This is a genomic window from Desulfuromonadaceae bacterium, assembly GCA_019429445.1.
In the GTDB taxonomy this organism is placed as follows: Bacteria; Desulfobacterota; Desulfuromonadia; order Desulfuromonadales; family JAHYIW01; genus JAHYIW01.
In genome coordinates, this window is sequence record JAHYIW010000028.1 from 1 (window position 1) to 16905 (window position 16905).

Sequence of the window (16905 nt, forward strand, 5' to 3'; positions counted from 1 at the left end):
GGGATGCCGCCTTCATGGATCCCGCCACGATGGTGTATTGCCCCGGAGCGGGCGTTGAACCGGCAACATAGCTGCCGAACCGCCCCGCGCCTTCCAGGACATCGGTGATCTGCGCGTTGTAGAGCGGGTTGGCGCTGAAGCTCTCCAGAACAAAGCTGAAGCGGATGCGCGCCGTTCCCAGAGGCACACCGGTCGCCGGGTCATATTCGTACACCGGCACGCCGGCGCGCTTGGCCAGGCCGATGCGTTCCAGCGGAACCTGCAGGGCGATCTGGTTGGAACTGCTTTTGACCGGTCCCATGCCGTCATCGAAGAAGGCATCCCCGATATTGTCAATCGGCCCGCTGTAACCCGTCTTGACGCGGACGGCAAAGCTCATGTCGGTGGTCACGTTGGGGGCCAGACTGAAGGCGGTGGAGGCCGCCGCCACTTCGATCGCCGCGGCATCGTCGCCGTTGGTGCGGTACTGGAAAGGCGGGTCGCCGGGGAGCCGGTAGAGCTTGATTGCATTGGGCAGGCTGGTGGCCAGACTGCCCGGCACGTAGCCGACGCCCGCGGGGATCACATCCCGGATGATAAAAACAGTTTTCGGCGCCCCGTCGATCAGGATCGGGGTGCCCATCGGGCCGGCCATCGGGCTGGGCGCGGCCGGGCTGTTCCCGGTGTTGGTGGCCACCAGGTGGTAGTTGACGGTCATGCCGGGATAGACGCTCCCGGCCTGGTCGGCCCGCTTGGTCAGCAGCACGGAGGCCACGCTGCCGGTGCGGATGGTGTCCGTATTGATAGCCGCAACAGGCGCCGCACTCGTGGTGGTTGCGGTCAGGCGGAGCTGGGCGCTCGCGTTCCCTGCGTCCAAAGGGATCAGACCGATCACCAGCAGCGAAGCGTACTGACCAGCCGGAAGCGACAAACCGGGAACACCGAGCGGCAGGGCCGTTTCGTCAGGATCGGCCACGCCGTTGCCGTTGAGGTCCAGGACCAGCTTGAGATTCGTCAGGTCGTAGCCGTCGCCGGGGAGGTTGATCAGGGTGAAATTATAGGTGGAAGCGACGTTCCCCGTGTTGGTGAGGACGTGGGGCAGAGCGATCCAGGCGCCGATCGGGCGGTTCGCCGTCCAGTCGGGCGTCAGAGCCAGGGCTTCCACAGCCGCGACTTCAACGCTGACGGTATTGGAGCTGATTGTTTCCGGCAGCTTGTGGCCGGCGGGGATGTAGGTCGCCTCCGCCCGGTTATTGATCACAAACCCGGCGGGCGGCGCTGCCGCATATGCGGGCAGGGCAAACGCCCAGGCCGCCAGCAGCACGGCCAGCATCAGGCACATCGCCAAGGCTGGATTGAACCGCCGCTTGCGAAACCGATCATCTCGGGTATGTGAGGACTTTATTTCCATAATTTTTAAAACGGCAACCTCACCGCAGAATGCGATCTGAGCAGTTAAACTGCAACTTCACTTAAACCGCATTCACCGTAAATCCCTTCACCCACCCCCCAACCCCCTCCCGTCAAGGGAGGGGGAAAGGGACTTAGTTTACGCTACCTGCCAGCAACTCCCCCTTTTTTTCCCTCCCCCCCTGCGGGGGAGGGTTAGGGTGGGGGGGTAATTTGCTGCTTCACCCACCCCCCCAACCCTCTCCCGTCAAGGGAGGGGGAAGTTTCTTCAAGCGGGAGGGAACCGCTGTGTGTCTCCCCCTGTCTTTTTCCCTCCCCCCCTGCGGGGGAGGGTTAGGGTGGGGGGGTAATTTGCTGCTTCACCCACCCCCCAACCCCCTCCCGTCAAGGGAGGGGGGAGTTTCTTCAAGCGGGAGGGAACCGCTGTGTGTCTCCCCCTGTCTTTTTCCCTCCCCCCTGCGGGGGAGGGTTAGGGTGGGGGGTACTCACCTCAGGCACTCCCGCCTGATAACCTCCAGCACACCCTCAATATTTTCCATTACGTCGTTGTTCCAAAATCGTAATACAATAAATCCGTTGGCGCGCAGACAGTCATCTCTCTTTTGATCGTATTCATTCTTTTCCGCATGCTGTCCGCCGTCAAGCTCTATAACAATCCTTTTGTCAAAGGATATGAAGTCCACAATGTATGCTGCAACCGGCTGCTGTCGGCGAAACTTGATGCCTTCCAGTTGACTGTTTCTCAAATACCGCCATAAGAGACGCTCTGTGTCCGTGCTATTGTTTCTCAATTCTCTGGCAAATGCCTTAAGGGGACTCTGTGGTTTCATTGCTTTCTTCCCCCACCCCTTAATCCCCTCCCGCAAGGGGAGGGGAAAGGGACTTGGTTTACGCTGCCTGCCAGCAACTCCCCCTTTTTTTCCCTCCCCCCTTGCGGGGGAGGGTTAGGGTGGGGGGTAATTTGCTGCTTCCCCCACCCCTTAATCCCCTCCCGTCAAGGGGAGGGGAAAGGGACTTGGTTTACGCTGCCTGCCAGCAACTCCCCCTGTCTTTTTCCCTCCCCCCTTGCGGGGGAGGGTTAGGGTGGGGGGTAATTTGCTGCTTCACCCACCCCCCAACCCCCTCCCGTCAAGGGAGGGGGGCTTTTCTCTCATCGCACTACTGCCGGACCTTGACGCTGAAGGTCGCGGTCGCGCTGCTGGCAGGCGTCAGGGTGATGCCCGAGCAACTGAAGGTCGGGGCAGCGTATGCTGCCGTTCCCATGGTACAGGCGGGATTGGGAGTACCGGTAGCAACAGGGTACTGATCGGTGTACGCCGGCAAGCTGTCCTCAATGGTCAAGTTGTTAATATCTCCATTTCCTTGATTGGTGGCAGTCACCTGATACATGATGCATTCCCCCGGTTTGGCGTTGAGCTTGTTGGTGGTATAAAGAACATCAGCGGTACCGTCGCAATCAGCGTCAAGCGCCTGAGTTTTCTCCAGACGCACTTGACCGGTCAGCACGGTGGTGGTGTTGGTAATCGTGTTGCTGATAGTTCCGCAACCATCGGTTAGGTACCATGACACCACATCAACGGACCCGGCGGCTGCACCGGCCGGCGCAAACACCTTGACCAGTCCCTTAAAGGTTTCACCCGGAGTGAATAAGTTGTCGTCGCCGTCTTGATATGTCATCGTGGGGCCTGAAAGGGGAATGTCTCCCGCGTCGATCTGACCATTTCCGTTGACGTCAATATACATGACGAAGGTCCACCCCTGGCTCGCCAGGGATTGGGTTGTGGTGAAGGTGACCGTGTTTGGGTCGGCGGTGCAGGTGGTGTTGCCGGAGTTGGTCATGGCCTGTGAATAGACCACGGTGCCGCCCGCATAGATCTGACCGACGTTGTTGGGTGCCACTGAAATGCTCGGGACTAAATTTACGTCCACGGCATCCCACTTCCTATCATAAGCGCCGGTCGCCGCGGATTTGATCTGGAAGTAAACAGAGGTCTCGCCAGGCAGGGAGTCGGCGGGTACCGTCACCACGGCACAGACGGTGGTCTCGGCGCCGGCCGCCACGGGGCCAACATTGCTAATCGTCGAGCCGATAATGGAGCAGTTCTTTGCGCCGCTGATATCGGCGTGGAACTGCAGCGTCCAGCCAGCCGGGAGGTTGGTGGTCGGACTGAAGGCGGTGGAGCCGGAGTAGGTAAGGGCGTAGGTGTCAGGTATGCCGCCCTCGTTACGCACGAAAAGGGGGATGACAACAGATTTGCCTGGTTGAACCGAATAGCTTTTGGTGGCTGCAGCACCGATGGCATCCTGATTGACGTTGGGATCAGCCGTGCCGGCACTGTTGGCCAGGTCCACCGTCGGCTCTTTCAGGCTGCCGACGCGGTCGTAGGTCGTGTTTGTTTTGGTGATATCACCGACGGAGGTCGCCTTCTTCTCGAAGTCAAAAGGACCAGACGGGCAGCCGCCGCTACAGGCGCTTAGCGGCAGCGTAATTTTCATAAAGACAGTGAGGGACTCACCGGGCGCCAGGGGGCCGGTGTCAGGGATGCCATCGCCGTTGGTGTCGAGTAGAGGCGCGCCGGTCGCCGTCCTTAAGAGCTGGTAGGAAGTGCCTACGGGCCAGCTACTCGCAGGAGCCTGTGTGGCCGTAATATTGAAGGTATCGGTCGTGGTGCCGGTGTTCCAGACGACGTTGGGGAAAAATATTGGCTGACCCAGGGTTGCTGCGGCCTCGTAAAGCAGGTCCGGGTTATCGGGAGAGTCTGTGTCTGTATTCACCGGTCGGGTGTTGACGCCGTCCGTCGGGACACCGCTTGCGTTCGTGCCGTCGTTCAGGACGACGCTGTAGCCGGGCAGGACGTTGTAGTACGACAGGTTGGTCTGGAAGGTGGCATCCGTGCTGTTGTCAGTTTCATCGCCCGGTGTGGCGTCGATTCCGTACATGGCGGTGTTGGTCGTGGTGCTGACTCCGACCACGGCGGTATTTTCCACCAGGACCTGGAAGCTGATGCTGCTGGTCGTGTTGGCGCCGATATCGGCGATGGTGGCCGAAATGTTGGTAACGGTATCGGGATCGCTCCCCGTGGTACTTACAGAGTAACGTGCGGTCATGTCGCCACTGGTTTGGGCATTACCCGAAGCGTCCGTAAGCACCGTGTCGCCGCCGGCGCTCCACCTGCCGCTACCCGCAACATACTTGTAACCGGCTGTCGCGCCGGATCCGATCACGTCGTACAGAGCCAGATTTCCTGCTGTGCTGCCGACGTTCGTAAAGGCCAGCGTGTAGGTAAGCGTTACGCCGGTCGGCCCCTGAGTCGCGCTGATTCCCTTGGTGACCTGGAAGGCGGCGGCGGCCGTGACGGTCAGGGTGTCGGTGTTGGTCTTGACGTTGTCGCCAGTTTCACCGAAAGTCCCATTTCCATTGCCGTCGTAAAGCGCCAGGGTGCTCCCCGTGGCGGTCACGGTGATCTGATCCGCACCAGTACTTCCTGACGGAACGGTCATGGCGACCACGAAGTCGTACGTGCCTCCCGGCGGCAGGCTGGGGGTGGTGAAGGTGCTGCCGAGGCCGGTTGCCAGCGGCACCGTGCCGTCGGGCACGCCGTCGCTGTTGGCGTCGAGAAAAATGTTGACGGTGGCGAAGTCGCTGTCTTCCGCACCGAAGTCGCTGGTTGACAGTACGAACGAGTCGTTGCCGTTACCGGTGTTGGTGAGGGTGTGGGGCATATAGACCGTATTGCCGACGGCGGCGGTCTTGGTGTTGTCCGTCACCAGGGTAAGGCTGCCGACCTGCAGCACGGTGGTTTCCACCAGGTTGGACGTGGTGGTCTGGGTCTGACCGCTGGCGTCGGTGTAGTTGGCGATGGCCTGGTTGCCGATGATCGACCCCGCGAGCGGTGTCGCCGCCATAACGGATGCGGTCGCCGACAGGGACAGCAGCGCGAAAATGGCCAGGGCGCACCATTGCACGCCCGGGCCAGGCCGGCTAATAAAGGTTAATAGTTTGAAGTGTCTCATTTTTCTGCTCCTTTGTGGTTGTTGTGGTTAACATATCGATAATAATTGAAACTATTGCCTTGCGGCGCCTCTATTTCGTTGTCTGTAACGGTGGCCCGTTATCACGTCAGATGCCATTCATGGTCCCCCCCCTAACGGGCGCCTTCAGCCTGCTGCGGGGCGGGCTGTGCGGTTGCTTGAGAGACTTTTGCGCGGGCACGGGCCGCGAAGTCCTTGCCGGGATCTATGGCTTTGACTTCCCAGCGCAAAAATCGATATTCACTGGCGGGGATAATCTCCGTGACGCTCTTGCCGTCCTTCTCCACCGTCCTCTTGAGAGGCTCAGGGGCGAACTCCTTGCCGTCCGCAGAGGCCAGGGCGCCGGCCGGCCGGGCGCTGTTCGCGACATAGTCCAGACCCTCCGGGATCGGCAGGGTGGCCGTCAGCTGGCGCATGGGTACTTTGCCGCTGTTCGTATACACCGCCCGGTATTCCACGAGGTCGCCGGGCTTGACCCTGGTCGCTTCGGTCAGCGCCTCCTGCCCCTGGCTGTTCACCTCGACATTTTTAAGGGTCAGGATGACCTGCAGGGGGTCTCCCGTCTGGGCAGCCGCATCCTGTGACGCCCCTGCCATCGCCAGGGCGAGCAGCACTGCCGTAGCTGCGAAGACGGTTTTTACTGTTGCCGTTACTGATCTCATTACATCTTCTCCTTTCATTGTTTTATTTTGATGAGGTTAATATTTCGTTGCTTCACGCCGACGCGCCGTCCGACCGCGCCTGTTGCCAGGTGTGTCTGCAGGCACCCCGATGCGCACCCCTTGATTTTCCTAACCTTCCTGTCGATCTCATTCCTCACGCCGATTGCCGATATCCTCCTTGCATTTGCGGCAAATGCCTGTGCGGTTGAGAGTAATCTCGCAGATGGTATTTCTCCATATTATCACTCTTCTTGATGCTAATGTGATTTAACAGGGAGGAAACAGATAAATAGTCGGTGACAATACCGCAGACATAGCAGTAGAAGTGATGAGCAGGGATACAGGATGAGGCGCGTACCGGTTCTATATGCAATTCTTTTACCTTGCCAACTTTCACCAGTTCGCCGAGGAAATTGCAGAGAGTCGCCATCGAAATTCCGGGGTGTTGACGAGAAACACACCTGTAAATTTCTTCTCCCAAGGAGTGGGCGCGGCGGTTAGAGATGTATCTAAAAATGGCCTGACGCTGAGGGGTTAACTTGAGCCCCACAGAGGCGAGTTCTGAACGTAGATTTCGAATAAAATATACCCTGTAGTGACCCTGTAAATTAAAATCATTATAATTTGTGAGTAATGATTCTTAGGCAAAAATCCTATCATATGGATCGGTTTATTGCAATAGTCAGTGATTGAAATCGATTGCGGAGGCCCTGTTGGCCTTATCGAACGCCTCTAGCAGTTTGTCGGACTATCTATGAGCCGGCTGCAAATCCAGCTGTTTGGCCCATATTTCAGCTCCTTTTTGGTCCATAGCTACGGCTATGCCCCTGCAAATGAGCTAAAATTTGTTCTCAAATATCCAAATTTTCGCTTCGGCCCGTATAGTCCGACAGGCTGCTAGCAGGCCGTTGGAAAAGAGGTTTACGGGTCTTTGATCGATCCTCGGATCGATTTTACAAGCTGGATTTTCCTGCTGAGCTGGTTTTTGTAGTCTTTGAAAATCCGTTTTGTGTCTCCGTGCCGGGCCCTATGGGGAGTCGCCAGACTGCGCAGGGTGGCGACGAATTCTTCCGTGTCGTAGCCCTTATCCGCACCGACCGTGCCCCGCCTTGTCCCGGGGATGTCCTGAACCATCTCTGCAGCGGCCTCCCGCTCAGCGGTTCCGGTGGCCAAGGTAAACCGAGTATCCACCATCAAGCCGTTTCGGTTCTCCATCAGGACATGACCCATGTAGCAAAGCTTCGATTCTTTTCCTTTCCCTTTGCGAAACAACCGGGATTCCGGATCGGTAGTCGAGGCACGGGTGTCGTTCTTGAAAGTTTTGCCGTGGAAATCAACGCTGTTGTTCCTTCCCGACCGGTTTCCCGGTCCCTTGTCACGAAACGGCAAGCTTTTGATCCATGTCCTCTGGCGAGAATCCGTATTCATAGATCAGGGCGCGAACAATTGGTGATTCCGACATTATTCGGACCTACCTTTCCTGATTATTTGGTACCATTTGCGATATCATCATCTTATTTGAGGAGAAAAAGAGGAATCACGAAAATAAAGCCTGGAGGATTTAGTCCAGGGCGTCTCTGACTGGGCTGAAGTGAATCGTCGTCGAACCAATGTCCTCAACACTCGGTCTTTTCCGACTTTCGTTGTCACTCTCCGGCTGATTTAAAAATTGCCGCGTCGCGCATCCCAAGGCGTCCCGCGCTTAAATTTTTACTTTGCTCTTATCGGAGTTCTGGAAATCAAGATTGACCGCATGTGACTAAAGGTATATGTTCCACACTTTCATCTTCGAATATGATGCTTCCAAAAGAGTGCCGTCAATTTTAAAAATACGGCATCAACGATCTTGTCTGAACAAGGAAACGCGTCCGCCACCAGCTCTTTACTGGTCGCCGCGCGACCTTCTGTTCCCACCAATGACGCGGATTTTTCATGGCAAACAATGCAACGCGATTTTTTCTTGAATATTACGCTTACCTTGGCGCCAACGCACTGATCAATCTTCTGCCACGCAAGGCAGCTTTTGCGCTGGGCCGATTGCTGGGGCTGCTCAGCCTGCAAGTGATGAAAAAAAGGGTTAATCTGGCCAAGGATAATTTGCGTCGCGCATTCCCTGAAAAATCCTCAACAGAAATCGGGACACTGCTGCGCGAACATTTTATGCATCTCGGCGTGAGCGCCATCGAAATGTTGCGCCTGACCCGCCTGCAACCGGGCATGCCGGTCGAGGCCGAGGTTCAGGTGATCGGCGAAGAGCATCTCAAGGAAGCCTTTGCTCTGCACAAGGGGGTTATTTTTCTTTCCGCGCACCTTGGTTTCTGGGAAATTGCTTCGGTACACTTCCCCAATCTCGGTTATTCTGTCGACTTTGTGGCGCGCAAACTGAAAAATCCGCGACTTGACGTGCTGCTTCAGGAAACCCGCTCAAAGCACGGCTGCCGCTTCATCGACCGACATCGCGGCGCGCGCAAAATTGTCAAAGCGCTGGCGGAAAACCGCATGGTCGGCATTCTCCTTGATCAACATACCACCCCGTCGGAGGCGACCAGGGTCAACTTCTTTAATCGACCTTGCTGGGCAACACCCATTGTGACACAAATTGCGATGAAGCGCGGAATACCGGTGGTCCCCACCTTTGTGACCCGCACCCGCAGTGACGATTACATCCTTGAAATTCAGCCTCCGTTGATCCTCGCAGGAAACAGTGACGATCCCGAACAGCTCCGCATCAATACCCAGTTGTTGACTGATATTATTGAAGCCGCTATTCGCAAAAATATTCCCCAGTGGTTCTGGGTTCACCAGCGTTGGCGGCCCATGGGACCTGACCCGGAATGAACGTTGCCTGCCCCTTTCATATTGTCTTGATCGAGCCTGAAATCCCCCCCAATACCGGCTCCATTGCGCGTCTGTGCGCGGCGACCGGAACGCACCTTCATCTAATCGGAAAACTGGGGTTTTCTATCGACGACAAACACCTGAAACGCGCCGGGCTGGATTACTGGCACGCGGTTACGGTGCAGCGGTGGGATGATTTTGCAACGTTGCGGGCGACATTTCCTGAGGGGCACTTCTGGTATGCGTCAAAGAAAGCCGAGCGCATCTATACCGAAGTCAACTATCAGCGGGGGGATTTTCTGGTTTTTGGCAAGGAATCGTACGGACTGCCTGATGCACTACTGGCAGAAAATGCAAAGTATTCAATCCGCATACCGATCATGCATCCGGCGGTACGCAGTCTCAATCTGGCAACAGCAAGCGGTATTGTGCTTTACGAAGCGTTACGCCAGACCGACGCGCTGGTCTGAGGACAGCGCTAACAGCCACACCCACAGTTGTGACAGACTCTCTTGTTGCTCCCCTCCGGTTCAATCATTTCAGGTGCAAACGCAACCCGGGTCACCCCCCGCCGAATATCTTCAAACAGGTCGCGGTTATCGCTCGGGCCGAGGATATGCCCCAGACAGAGATTTGCAATATTGTCCTGTGGCGAGCGTAGCCGGACGGCATTGAGTAAATCACCATAACCTCTGACGCGTGTACATTGCTCCGGCTGGCAGATAAACTCGACACGCACCGCCAGCGCTTCCAGCTGCGCGCTGAGCTTTTCAACAAATCGTGCCAGCGCCTCTTCATCGACCGGATAGCTCCAGTCAGGGTTCTCAAAGTCACGGCGATAAAGCACAACGGTAATTTCTTTGCCGGGACTCATTCGCTTACGCCACCACTTTCGAGCTGCATCGATTGAACGCCCGGCAGATCATTCTGGGGACGCGTGAGCAGTTTTCGCGTCATCATCACTCGCTGTTCCCCGGCAACCCCCGGTCGCCGATAAAATAATTCGATGGTACTCCCCGTCGGCCCATGCAGATGGTGACGAATTATATCCTCAAAGGCCATTCCCTTTAGCGCAGAAACCCCGATCCGGTCGATCAGATCACCGGGCAGCAGTCCGGCGTTGGCGGCAGGTGTGCCGTCTACAACCCTGATGATAACCAGTTCGCCGCCGCTGGTCGGAGTGACCTGCACCCCGACCCCGGCAAGCTGCTTTTCAGCCGCATAAACATCAATAAAATTAAGCAATAAAATGCTTAAAAAACAAAAAGATACGCATAATTTTCTCATAAATTTTCGAGCCAATCAACCGGCCCGCTGCCGACCCGCAATACTTCAGGAAAATCATCAAGCAAGCTGATGATCGTCGATGGCTCCCCATGCGTAATGCCGCCATCAACGACCAGCTCAAGCATTGCGCCGAGTTCGTCATGAATATCGTCAGGCTCAACGATTGGGCTGCTACCAGCAAGATTCACACTGGTTGTCACCAGAGGATGCCCCAACTCACGAACAATGTCCAATGCGATCGGGCTGCCTGGAATCCGGATTCCGACAGTTTTCTGCTTTGTCATTAACAGCGCGGGCACAGTGCGGGTAGCGCGCAAGACAAAGGTATAGGGGCCAGGCAGATGCCGTTTCATAATTTTGAAAGCAAAGTTACTGACCTGTGCGTAATGGGTTACATCGGCAATATCGGCGCAGACAAACGAAAATGGTTTGCGAGCGTCCCGCTGTTTGATCTGATATATCTTCTTGATCGCCTTTTGATTGAAGATATCGCACCCGAGACCATAGATCGTATCGGTCGGATAAGCAATAACCCCACCCTTTTGCAACACCTCGACAATCTGTTTGATCAAGCGTGGTTGCGGGTTTTCCGGGTTCAGACGCACCAACATAACAACTCCGTTTAAAGCACATATTTAAGGGTGGCAATCTGTTTCAGTGCGGCATAGATTGAGTGAATTTGTTCGACACTGGCGACCTGCACCAGCACCGTGATACACTGATAGCTGCCCTGCGCACTGGAACGAGACGTCATGGCATCAGGGGCGAGCGGAACAACGCTATTGATCGCCGCATGAACAGCGTCAGCAAAGACCGGATCGGACGTCGGGCCGAAAGCCTTAACACCGTAATCACACGGGAATTCGAGTAATTGATTTAAATCAGTGCAGACGGGCTTACTCACCATTAACTCCCGTATGCCCGAAACCACCACCATTGCGACCGGTTTCATCGAGTTCATCTGCCCACACCGCTGCAACCTGCACGATCGGGGCGATCACCAGCTGCGCAATACGATCACCGCTAACAATCGTCACCGCTTCCTGACCGAGGTTGATCAGAATCACCCCCAACTCACCGCGGTAATCGGCATCAATCGTTCCCGGAGCATTCGGCACCGACACCCCCTGTTGCAAGGCCAGACCGGAACGCGGTCGCACCTGCCCCTCAAAACCGGGCGGAATGGCCACGGCCAGTCCCGTCGGAACCAGGGCACGTTCTCCCGGCTGCAAGGTCAGCGGTCCATCGGTCACCGCACACAGATCCATTCCCGCCGCGTCATTCGTCATGTAGCGTGGCAGAAGAGCCTCTGCACGCAGTCTTTTGATTTTCAACAGTGGTTTCTTCATCTTGACAACCCAGTTCTGAAAAGCAATCTTAACGTTTTCGCGCAGGTGCGTCAAACATAAGTCGTTGACGAAAAAAGGGTGACGGAAAATTCCCGTCACCCTTGATTCTCTCTGGTTCTGTCGGGATCACCCTGCTTCGGGCAGCGTCTGTCCCATGGCTTCTTTACGAGACAACTTGATCTTGCCGCTACGATCAACACCGATGCACTTGACGAGAATGACATCCCCTTCCTTGACAACATCGGAAACATTGCGGACCCGTTCCTTGTCGAGTTCGGAGATATGTACCAGGCCATCGGTGCCGGGGATAATTTCGACAAATGCGCCGAATTCCATGATTTTTTTGACTACTCCCTGATAGAGCTTGCCAACTTCCGGCTCTTCAACCAGATCACGGATCATCTTGATGGCCTTCTTGCAGGCTTCGCCATCGGCGGACGCGATGTTGACGCGGCCATCGTCTTCGATGTCAATCGTACAACTGGTCGCCTCGATAATGCCACGGATGTTCTTGCCACCAGTACCGATGACCATCCGCACCTGATCAGGCTTGACGCGAATGGTTGTGATGCGTGGCGCATAGGCAGACAGATCGGTGCGCGGAGCAGCAATCGCTTTTGCCATTTCACCCAGAATGTGTATCCGTCCTTCGCGGGCCTGAGCCAACGCCAGTTTCATAATGGCCCGGTCAACCCCGGTGATCTTGATATCCATCTGCAATGCCGCGATGCCGAGAGCGGTACCGGTAACCTTGAAGTCCATATCACCGAGATGATCTTCGTCACCAAGGATGTCGGAGAGAACGGCAACGTCGTCTCCTTCCTTGATCAAGCCCATGGCGATTCCGGCAACCGCTTCCTTGACCGGCACACCGCCATCCATCAGCGCCAGAGACGAACCGCAAACACTGGCCATCGAGGAAGACCCGTTCGATTCGAGGGTATCGGAAACGATCCGCAGCGTGTACGGAAAGTCATCATAGCTCGGCAGGATCGAGGCTACGGAACGCTCGGCGAGCATCCCGTGACCAATTTCACGTCGTCCCGGAAAGAGGCGCATGCTGGTTTCCCCAACGCAGAACGGAGGGAAGTTGTAATGGAGGAGGAATTTTTTGAATTCCATCCCCTGAATGTTGTCCATGCGTTGCTCGTCACCGGAGGTGCCGAGGGTGGCAGCGACCAGCGCCTGCGTCTCACCACGCGTGAAGAGTGCACTACCGTGGGCGCGGGGTAGAACGCCAACTTCACAGCTGATCGGACGAATCGCTTTCACATCTCGACCATCAATCCGCACATTGTCTTTAAGGATCATCTGACGCACAACGCGCTTGGCCACCGCGCTGAGAATCGAGGAGATTTCTCCACCGCGACCCTCGAATTCTTCCGCCAGGGCTTCCTTGACTTCGGCCTTGATCGCGTCAACGGCGGCGTAGCGTTCCTGCTTGGTCTGGATCTTGTTGGCAGCTGCCAGTTTCGCTTCGGACAGGGCGGTGACTTTCGCTTCCAGTGCAGTGTCGACCGCCGGCAGGGCGAACTCACGTTTCTGGTTACCAACCAGTTGCTGCAGTTCGGTCTGAATGTCAATCAACGGTTGCAGCGACTCGTGCCCGAAGAAGATTGCTTCGAGCATATCATCTTCAGAAAAAAGGTGGGCTTCGCCTTCCACCATCATTACCGCGTCTTTGGAGCCGGAGACGATGATTTCAATGTCACTTTGCGCAATCTGCTCACGCGTCGGATTGGCAATCAATTGACCTGCAACCCGGCCGACGCGCACAGCGGCAATCGGCCCACTGAACGGGATATCGGAAATCACTACCGAAGCCGACGCGGCAACCATCGACAGGGTATCAGGGTCATTGACCAGGTCAGCTGAAATAACTGTTGGCATGATCTGGGTTTCAAACATGTAGCCCTTGGGAAAGAGCGGACGCATCGGTCGGTCGATCAGACGACAGATCAACGTTTCGCGTTCTGTCGTGCCGCGTTCGCGGCGAAAGAAAGAACCCGGGATCTTGCCAGCGGCGTAAAATTTTTCCTGATAGTTGACCGTGAGCGGGAAGAAGTCCTGCCCGTCGCGCATCTTGTGTGCGGAAACAACGGTGCACAGCACCTTGGTGTCACCGTAACTCAGGACGACTGCGCCGTCGGCCTGGCGGGCCATCTTGCCCGTTTCAATCGTCAACGGTTGCCCGTTGAATTCAACTTCAACCTTGTGATAAGCCATTTTTTTCTCCTTGTCCCGAGCGATTGGCATCGCTACGGGGTTTCCTGTTACGACTGGATACATGAAGCAGAGGGAATGCCGCTACAAACGGCGAAGGAGGGTGGCCTGAGACAGACGCTGAAACCGTTCGGGGACGATTCAGAAACTCTCTCCGGACATCCTCCTTATGCTGAAAAAACCGAAGGCAGCAAACTTCTGTCAGGAAGTAACTGCTGCCCAGGTTTTATCGACGAATACCCAGTCTGGTGATTACTTCGCGGTAACGATCGACGTTCTTCTTTTTCAGGTAATCGAGTAGTCGACGACGCTGACCAACGATTTTCAGCAGACCACGACGGGAATGATGATCCTTCTTGTGCGTACGAAAATGCTCGGTCAGATAAGTAATCCGCGCGGACAGAATTGCGATTTGCACTTCAGGAGAACCGGTGTCGCTCTCGTGGGTCTTGAATTCACTAATAAGTTCTTGCTTGCGTTCAGTGGCTAACACGTTGCCACCTCCTTTCATGATGTTTATTTACCGCCGCAAAACAGCGATCGGCAGGGTTCGTTATCTATCACAATTAAGCACCGCTGTAAAGATCAAAATGTGCCTGTAGCGCGGGGAAAAACCTTTATAAGTTCGAAATCTCCACGTGTTTCACGGGTACGCTCCGGAGCAAAACGAGCCACTGCAACCAATTCATCGTGGCAGGCCAGTGCCAGGCGCGTTCCGGGGCCGCATTGCGGCATGCTGACAAGATCGTCACGTGTCGGCGGGACCCCCTCATTGACCTTCTGCAGACCATTTTCGTTGATCTGACCGACAACCCATCCACGCAAAGCCTCAAGTGGCGCAATCAGAGGGGGGACTCCGCCAGACTCCAGTTGCTCGCGCAACGCTTCAAGTCCGATCGCTTCCGCACTGGTGAACGGGCCGGAACTCAGGCGCCGCAGTTCAGTTAAATGCGCCCCGACGCCGAGTTTTTCGCCAAGATCGGCACAGAGTGTGCGGATGTACGTCCCTTTGGAACAGTCAACGTCAATCACCGCTCGCGGCAGATCACACGAGATCACATCCAGACGGGAAATCGTTACCGTTCGCGGCGGGCGCTCAACTTCAATCCCTTTTCGCGCCAGTTTATGCAGAGCCACCCCGTTCTGCTTGATTGCCGAGTACATCGGCGGAATCTGCTGAATCGTGCCAACAAAACTTTCCGCAGCGCGCCGAACACGGTATTCATCAAGGCCATCAAGGGGAAAGGATTCAAGTGTTTTCCCCTCGCGATCAAGCGTGTCTGTTGTCGTGCCAAACTGCAACTCGCCACGATAACTTTTATGGTCGCTGACCATGAATTCGAGGAGCCGGGTCACCTTCCCCACCGCCACCACCAGGACACCAGTGGCGAGTGGATCAAGTGTTCCGGCGTGACCGATGCGCCGCGTATTCAGTAAACGACGAAGCCGACTGACAACACTGTGCGAGGTCATTCCAGCCGGTTTGTCAATGATCAGCAGCCCTTCAGGGGGAGCGTTAAAGGAGTTCATCAAGACGTGCAAAAACCTTGGTCTGGACTGCATTGAGGGACCCGGTGACGGTGGCGCCGGCAGCATTGTAGTGGCCACCACCACCAAGTTCACGGGCCAGTGCGCCAACATCTATCCGCCCTTTGGAGCGAAACCCGGCCTTGAATTGATCGTTATCCAGTTGCCGAAAATAAATGGCCACTTCGACCCCTTCAATGGCGCGGGGATAGTTGACGAAGCCGTCGGTGTGTTCAGGGCCGGAGCCCGTCGACTGCATCATTTCAAGTGTCGTTGCGACTGAAGCATAACGGCCGCAGGGCGATACGCACAGCGTCGCTAACGCTTGTGCCAGCAACTGGAGGCGTTCTTTCGGCTGGGTTTCGTAAAGGGCACTGGCAACTTCCCAGGTATCAATCCCCTTGGCAACAAGTTCACCGGCGATGGAAAAAGCTTCGGCATTGGCATTGGAATAGCGAAACGAGCCGGTATCAGAGAGGATCGCCACGTAAAGACAGGTGGCGACGTCAAGCGAAACCGGCATTTTCCCGGCAACAATAAGCCGGTAGATGATAACTGCGGTTGCCGCCGCGGCAGTATCCAGACAATAAACATCACCAAAATCTTCAGAATAGGGATGGTGATCGATGTTGACCAGTACCGTGCAGCAGTCACGCAGATGACTTCCGGCGCGGCGTAATTCCCCGGCATCAAGGATGAATCCGACATCGAACGGTTCCGTTTTGCCAATCTCGTCACACAGCTGCGAACTCCCTGGCAAGAAAGAAAATGCTTTGGGGAGACCGTCACGATTATAAGCGACAACATCTTTTCCTGCGTCGCGCAACAGGTTCGTCAGCGCCACTGTTGACCCGATTGCATCACCGTCCGGACCTTCGTGAGAAGCAACCAGGAACCGATGGTTGTTTTCAATCAGCTGTAGGATCGTTTGCATCGTTTGCATCATTTTCGTCGTTGTCACGGTGAATTTCCTTGAGGATATTTTCGATACGGTTGCCGTATTCGAGGGATTGGTCATATTCAAAGTGCAGCTCAGGAGCAAACTTCATCCGGAGCTCCCGTCCAAGGTGGCGACGAAGAAAAGGAACCGAATGTTTCAAGCCTTCAAGAGACGCAATTTTACTTTCCTCGGCACCGATCACGGTGACAAAGATCTTGGCATGACGCAGATCGTCGGTAATATCAACACCAGTAATCGTCACAAACCCGATACGCGGATCTTTCAGCCCTTTCAAAATCAGTGCGGAAATTTCCCGTTGAATCATATCGGCAATTTTTTGTGCACGGGGGGCCCCCATAATGTCATCCTTTGTAGTGAATAAACTCGCTCTTTGTGGCGCAGATATCAAGTTCGCCCGAGCGCAGGATTTCAACTTCAATCTTTTGAAACAGCGCGGTAATTGCGGGCTCATCATGTTCGACCACAGCAAAGCCAAGCATGGTGCGTTGCCAGAGATCATGAAACTCAACTTCGGCGCAAGAGACAGGAAAACGCTCACGACAACGGCCGAGCAACCGTTTGACAACTGAGCGTTTTCCCTTGAGGTTTTCGGGCCCATGCAGATGCAGCTCCAGGCGCAAAACCCCGACAACCATCT

The 16905-nt window shown here is 55.6% G+C and carries 19 protein-coding genes; 2 read left to right on the forward strand and 17 right to left on the reverse strand.

Going from position 1 to position 16905, the window contains the following annotated elements; all coding sequences use genetic code 11:
* From K0A93_11265 to K0A93_11290, 6 genes are all read right to left on the reverse strand, one after another.
* On the reverse strand, positions 1–1327 hold a 1327-nt coding region (locus tag K0A93_11265), incomplete at its 3' end, for a hypothetical protein (protein MBW6512668.1).
* A gap of 547 nt (positions 1328–1874) precedes the next feature.
* The gene (locus K0A93_11270; GenBank protein MBW6512669.1) at positions 1875–2219 is read right to left on the reverse strand and encodes a DUF559 domain-containing protein; all 345 of its coding nucleotides are present in this window, start codon (positions 2217–2219) and stop codon (positions 1875–1877) included.
* Between the two features lie 328 nt (positions 2220–2547).
* On the reverse strand, positions 2548–5403 hold the full coding sequence (locus tag K0A93_11275; GenBank protein ID MBW6512670.1) for a DUF11 domain-containing protein: 2856 nt from the start codon (positions 5401–5403) through the stop codon (positions 2548–2550).
* A gap of 131 nt (positions 5404–5534) precedes the next feature.
* Positions 5535–6083 carry a hypothetical protein gene (locus tag K0A93_11280; GenBank protein MBW6512671.1) on the reverse strand — a complete coding sequence of 183 codons (549 nt, stop codon included), beginning with the start codon at positions 6081–6083 and terminating at the stop codon, positions 5535–5537.
* 154 nt (positions 6084–6237) lie between these two features.
* On the reverse strand, positions 6238–6633 hold the full coding sequence (locus K0A93_11285) for a transcriptional repressor (protein MBW6512672.1): 396 nt from the start codon (positions 6631–6633) through the stop codon (positions 6238–6240).
* Between the two features lie 371 nt (positions 6634–7004).
* The gene (locus tag K0A93_11290) at positions 7005–7472 is read right to left on the reverse strand and encodes a transposase (protein MBW6512673.1); all 468 of its coding nucleotides are present in this window, start codon (positions 7470–7472) and stop codon (positions 7005–7007) included.
* Positions 7473–8015: 543 nt separating this feature from the next.
* Between K0A93_11290 and K0A93_11295 the strand changes: the two genes are divergently transcribed.
* Together K0A93_11295 and K0A93_11300 are read left to right on the forward strand one after the other, a co-directional pair.
* Entirely contained in the window at positions 8016–8921 is a 906-nt protein-coding gene (locus K0A93_11295; GenBank protein MBW6512674.1) for a lysophospholipid acyltransferase family protein, read from the forward strand.
* Entirely contained in the window at positions 8918–9391 is a 474-nt protein-coding gene (locus K0A93_11300; protein ID MBW6512675.1) for a tRNA (cytidine(34)-2'-O)-methyltransferase, read from the forward strand. The genes K0A93_11295 and K0A93_11300 overlap by 4 nt, the downstream gene beginning before the upstream one ends.
* 8 nt (positions 9392–9399) lie before the next feature.
* On the opposite strand, the gene K0A93_11305 is transcribed toward K0A93_11300, so the two are convergent.
* The 11 genes from K0A93_11305 to K0A93_11355 form a co-directional block, all read right to left on the reverse strand.
* Complete coding sequence (locus tag K0A93_11305; GenBank protein MBW6512676.1) at positions 9400–9795, reverse strand: hypothetical protein; 396 nt, start codon at positions 9793–9795, stop codon at positions 9400–9402.
* Positions 9792–10166 carry a PDZ domain-containing protein gene (locus tag K0A93_11310; GenBank protein ID MBW6512677.1) on the reverse strand — a complete coding sequence of 125 codons (375 nt, stop codon included), beginning with the start codon at positions 10164–10166 and terminating at the stop codon, positions 9792–9794. The genes K0A93_11305 and K0A93_11310 overlap by 4 nt, the downstream gene beginning before the upstream one ends.
* Before the next feature lie 38 nt (positions 10167–10204).
* The gene (locus tag K0A93_11315; protein ID MBW6512678.1) at positions 10205–10819 is read right to left on the reverse strand and encodes a threonylcarbamoyl-AMP synthase; all 615 of its coding nucleotides are present in this window, start codon (positions 10817–10819) and stop codon (positions 10205–10207) included.
* Between the two features lie 11 nt (positions 10820–10830).
* Positions 10831–11112 carry a DUF493 domain-containing protein gene (locus K0A93_11320; GenBank protein ID MBW6512679.1) on the reverse strand — a complete coding sequence of 94 codons (282 nt, stop codon included), beginning with the start codon at positions 11110–11112 and terminating at the stop codon, positions 10831–10833.
* A complete protein-coding gene (dut, locus tag K0A93_11325) occupies positions 11105–11557 on the reverse strand; it encodes a dUTP diphosphatase (protein ID MBW6512680.1) in 453 nt (150 codons plus the stop codon). The genes K0A93_11320 and dut overlap by 8 nt, the downstream gene beginning before the upstream one ends.
* A 126-nt stretch (positions 11558–11683) precedes the next feature.
* Complete coding sequence (pnp, locus tag K0A93_11330; GenBank protein MBW6512681.1) at positions 11684–13783, reverse strand: polyribonucleotide nucleotidyltransferase; 2100 nt, start codon at positions 13781–13783, stop codon at positions 11684–11686.
* 223 nt (positions 13784–14006) lie between these two features.
* Positions 14007–14291 (reverse strand): 30S ribosomal protein S15, encoded by a 285-nt coding sequence (gene rpsO, locus K0A93_11335; GenBank protein MBW6512682.1) that lies wholly within the window; start codon positions 14289–14291, stop codon positions 14007–14009.
* 74 nt (positions 14292–14365) lie between these two features.
* A complete protein-coding gene (truB, locus tag K0A93_11340) occupies positions 14366–15310 on the reverse strand; it encodes a tRNA pseudouridine(55) synthase TruB (protein ID MBW6512683.1) in 945 nt (314 codons plus the stop codon).
* Positions 15297–16253, reverse strand: coding sequence for a bifunctional oligoribonuclease/PAP phosphatase NrnA (locus tag K0A93_11345; GenBank protein ID MBW6512684.1), 957 nt, complete (start codon positions 16251–16253; stop codon positions 15297–15299). Before K0A93_11345 ends, truB begins: the two co-directional genes overlap by 14 nt.
* Positions 16216–16605 carry a 30S ribosome-binding factor RbfA gene (rbfA, locus tag K0A93_11350; protein ID MBW6512685.1) on the reverse strand — a complete coding sequence of 130 codons (390 nt, stop codon included), beginning with the start codon at positions 16603–16605 and terminating at the stop codon, positions 16216–16218. Before rbfA ends, K0A93_11345 begins: the two co-directional genes overlap by 38 nt.
* 4 nt (positions 16606–16609) lie before the next feature.
* Complete coding sequence (locus tag K0A93_11355) at positions 16610–16903, reverse strand: DUF503 domain-containing protein (protein ID MBW6512686.1); 294 nt, start codon at positions 16901–16903, stop codon at positions 16610–16612.
* Between the last annotated feature and the right edge of the window lie 2 nt (positions 16904–16905).